The sequence below is a fragment of the Pseudomonas sp. Pseusp3 genome, assembly GCF_047304225.1.
GTDB lineage: Bacteria > Pseudomonadota > Gammaproteobacteria > Pseudomonadales > Pseudomonadaceae > Aquipseudomonas > Aquipseudomonas fluorescens_CD.
In genome coordinates, this window is the sequence record NZ_JBGLYV010000196.1 from 1 (window position 1) to 3,957 (window position 3,957).

Sequence of the window (3,957 nt, forward strand, 5' to 3'; positions counted from 1 at the left end):
GTCACGGCACGGGCTTCCAGGGCGGCGGCACCGCCAGCGCTGTCGAGACGGTCCATGTTGGCTTCGGCGGCGTGGCCGGCGTTGGCGCTCTTGACTGCTACTTCCGTGTCTTCTTTGTCGAATTCGTCCCAGCTCAGCATGACGTGTCGTCTCCTGCGTGAGGGCCAGTGTGCCCGTGTGAAATTGGATAGGTCGGTTTTTCACACGGCCTTACTGGCCGCGTTGGATCTAAAGGAATCGTTTTTTGCTGCAGCTATACGCAGAGGCATCAAACAGAATTTTGTACGGGGTTCCGAGAGCCACTGATGGGCGCAGCAAGCTTTGATCGCTTGTGCGGGGCTTCAGACTGGCTTTTCATCCCTGTAAGGGAATATTGCAGGCCCGTTTAAGGCCGCATTATAGGGAAGTTTTGCGTGCTGTGGTGCGACGAAATGGCTCACGGATCGGTCGATGGTGACCGTTTTTCGGTCGGAGCGAGGGTTTACAGGGCTTTGAACGATGTTGGCGGGGGAAGATTTTTTTTCCTGATTTTTTGCCCTGGATTATTTTTGCTCAAGAAATAACCAAAAAAGGCTTTTTTCACTACATCTTGTGTTTCGGTGGGGTTTTCTCAGGCTCCAGACACAACTAAGCCCGACCGAAGTCGGGCCATGAAGTCACGCTGGCGGCTTAGCTCAGGCGAGCGGCACCGACGCGATCGGCACCATCGGCGGCGAGGCGGGCAGCGCCAGTGTGGTCAGCGCCGTCGGCTGCGAGTTTGCCTGCGCCAATGTGGTCTGCGCCATCGGCTGCGAAGGACGCTGAACCGGTGTGGTCGTAACCGTCGGAAGCGACAGAGGCTTCGCTGGTGTAGGCGGCCGAGCCGGTGCGGTCGTAACCATCGGCAGCGAAGGTGTTGGCAGCCAGCACGGAGAGGGTCAGGGCGAGGATCAGTTGCGTTTTCATGGTCGTTGCTCCAGTTTCGAAGGCGTTGTTTGTCTTGGGTTGAGATTGATACTACGCCGACTATTTCGATTAAAAAGCGCAAATAAATGCTTAAAATAATCGATTTATTCGATTATTAAGGTTCGGCGCTTCATCTACCTGATTGCGGTGGGTGGGTCGAACCTATTCCGGGGAGGGGTGAAGCAGGGATCAGCCGTTAGAACAGCCGTTGCCCATCGCGCTGTAACGCAGGATATGCCGTTGACCACTGGAATCTTCGTATTCCATTTTCATTGGCACAACTTCACAAACATTCGGGGCTTCGCTCATGGAGATCACTTTGGCGATGTCCAGGTTCATCGAGTAAGTGTATTCCTCAATGGGTGGTTGTTGCTGCGCGACATCAGCCGGGACCTCGCTTGCCATGGCACTTACGCACACGCTGCTGAGGGCCAGAACCAATAAAGCTTTCATTTGAGTTTTACCTTTCTAAGGTCGAGTGGGTTCACGCAACCTTTTTGGGGTTGCGTGTGGAGCTGAACTACTGGATTTGGGTTAACTGCCTTCGTGGGGGCTGTAACTTGGTTAACTCAGGTTGCCGGGTTGGCGTGGCAGATTTTAGGGGGGGCGGATACGTTCATATAGACGTGGTTTTGATAAACACCTTTGACAGATCCTGTAACAATCCCCGAATAACCTCTTCTCTTTTGTAGGAGCGAGCTTGCTCGCGATGAACCTGAGGGCTCCGCGGGGTGTCAGGTTGGGCGCGTTATCGTTGACGACCATCGCGAGCAGGGCTCGCTCCTACAGGGAGCTGTGGGCGGAGTAGAGCTATTCACGACATTTTGTAGGGGCTTGTTACTACCATCGTCGAATGGTTCTATAGGCCCGGCCCGGGCTACAACAGGGTCATACAAAAACAACTATTCCACCGAGGTAAGAAAGATGAGTGCGGCTTCCCTGTATCCCGTTCGTCCCGAGGTTCTGGCCAATACGCTGACCGACGAGGCGACCTACAAGGCCATGTACCAGCAGTCGGTCGTCAACCCGGACGGCTTCTGGCGCGAGCAAGCCAAGCGCCTCGACTGGATCAAGCCTTTCACCACGGTGAAGCAGACTTCCTTCGACGATCACCATGTCGACATCAAATGGTTCGCCGATGGCACCCTGAACGTTTCCTACAACTGCCTGGACCGTCACCTGGCCGAGCGCGGCGATCAGGTCGCGATCATCTGGGAGGGCGATGACCCTGCCGAAAGCCGCAACATCACTTACCGTGAACTGCACGAGCAAGTCTGCAAGTTCGCCAACGCCCTGCGTGGTCAGGACGTGCACCGCGGCGACGTGGTGACTATCTATATGCCGATGATCCCCGAAGCCGTGGTCGCCATGCTGGCCTGTACCCGGATCGGTGCGATTCACTCGGTGGTGTTCGGCGGCTTCTCGCCGGAAGCCCTGGCCGGTCGCATCATCGACTGCCGCTCGAAAGTGGTGATCACGGCCGACGAAGGCATTCGTGCCGGCAAGAAGATCCCGCTCAAGGCCAACGTCGACGACGCACTGACCAACCCGGAAACCAGCAGCATCCAGAAAGTCATCGTGTGCAAGCGCACCGGTGGCGACATCAAGTGGAACCAGCATCGCGACATCTGGTTCGAGGACCTGATGAAAGTGGCCGGCACTGTGTGTGCGCCGAAAGAGATGGGCGCCGAAGAAGCGCTGTTCATCCTTTACACCTCCGGTTCCACCGGCAAGCCGAAGGGCGTGCAGCACACCACCGGCGGCTACCTGCTGTACGCGGCCATGACCCACGAGCGCGTGTTCGACTATCGTCCGGGTGAAATCTACTGGTGCACCGCCGACGTCGGCTGGGTCACCGGCCACAGTTATATCGTCTACGGCCCGCTGGCCAACGGCGCGACCACGCTGCTGTTCGAAGGCGTGCCGAACTACCCGGACATCACCCGGGTGGCGAAGATCGTCGACAAGCACAAGGTCAACATCCTCTACACCGCACCGACCGCGATCCGCGCCATGATGGCCTCGGGCACGGCGGCTGTCGAAGGCGCTGACGGCAGCAGCCTGCGCCTGTTGGGTTCGGTCGGCGAGCCGATCAACCCGGAAGCCTGGGACTGGTACTACAAGAACGTCGGCCAATCCCGTTGCCCGATCGTCGATACCTGGTGGCAGACCGAAACCGGCGGCAACATGATGAGCCCGCTGCCGGGTGCTCACGCCCTCAAGCCTGGCTCTGCGGCGCGTCCGTTCTTCGGCGTGGTGCCGGCGCTGGTGGACAACCTGGGCAACATCGTCGAGGGCGAGGCCGAGGGCAACCTGGTGATTCTCGATTCGTGGCCAGGCCAGGCGCGTACGCTGTACGGCGACCATGACCGCTTCGTCGACACTTACTTCAAGACGTTCCGCGGCATGTACTTCACCGGTGACGGCGCCCGTCGTGATGCCGATGGTTACTACTGGATCACCGGTCGCGTGGACGACGTGCTCAACGTGTCCGGCCACCGCATGGGCACCGCCGAGATCGAAAGCGCGATGGTCGCTCACCCGAAAGTCGCCGAAGCCGCGGTGGTCGGTGTGCCGCACGACATCAAGGGGCAGGGCATTTATGTGTATGTCACCCTGAAAAATGGCGAAGAGCCGAGCGAGCAACTGCGCCTGGAGCTGAAAAACTGGGTGCGTAAAGAGATTGGTCCGATTGCTTCGCCGGATGTCATCCAGTGGGCGCCGGGGCTGCCGAAGACTCGTTCGGGCAAGATCATGCGCCGGATTCTGCGCAAGATTGCCACGGCTGAGTATGAGGGGTTGGGGGATATTTCGACCCTGGCGGATCCGGGTGTGGTGCAGCATTTGATTGATACGCACAAGACGATGAATGTTGCGTAAGTAGCGTTTGGCGTCATCGAAACCCCACCAGATGCGAGTCTGGTGGGGTTTTTTGTTGTTTGGTCTGGCCTCTTCGCGAGCAAGCCCGCTCCCACATTTGACCGAGTCGTTTGCCAGAACCTGTGTGTTATT

The 3,957-nt window shown here is 58.1% G+C and carries 3 protein-coding genes and 1 pseudogene; 1 reads left to right on the forward strand and 3 read right to left on the reverse strand.

The genetic code is table 11. The features are described 5' to 3' along the window. From ACCD00_RS30285 to ACCD00_RS30295, 3 genes and pseudogenes are all read right to left on the reverse strand, one after another. A pseudogene (locus tag ACCD00_RS30285) lies at positions 1-140 on the reverse strand (ribonucleotide-diphosphate reductase subunit beta); the annotation flags it as partial. A 529-nt stretch (positions 141-669) separates the two neighbouring features. Next, positions 670-945 (reverse strand): hypothetical protein, encoded by a 276-nt coding sequence (locus ACCD00_RS30290; protein WP_085717154.1) that lies wholly within the window; start codon positions 943-945, stop codon positions 670-672. A 189-nt stretch (positions 946-1,134) separates the two neighbouring features. Beyond that, positions 1,135-1,398 (reverse strand): DUF2790 domain-containing protein, encoded by a 264-nt coding sequence (locus ACCD00_RS30295; RefSeq protein WP_413428873.1) that lies wholly within the window; start codon positions 1,396-1,398, stop codon positions 1,135-1,137. A gap of 471 nt (positions 1,399-1,869) precedes the next feature. Here ACCD00_RS30295 and acs point away from each other — a divergent pair, with 471 nt between their 5' ends. Then, the gene (gene acs, locus ACCD00_RS30300) at positions 1,870-3,825 is read left to right on the forward strand and encodes an acetate--CoA ligase (RefSeq protein WP_111279962.1); all 1,956 of its coding nucleotides are present in this window, start codon (positions 1,870-1,872) and stop codon (positions 3,823-3,825) included. Positions 3,826-3,957: the final 132 nt, after the last annotated feature.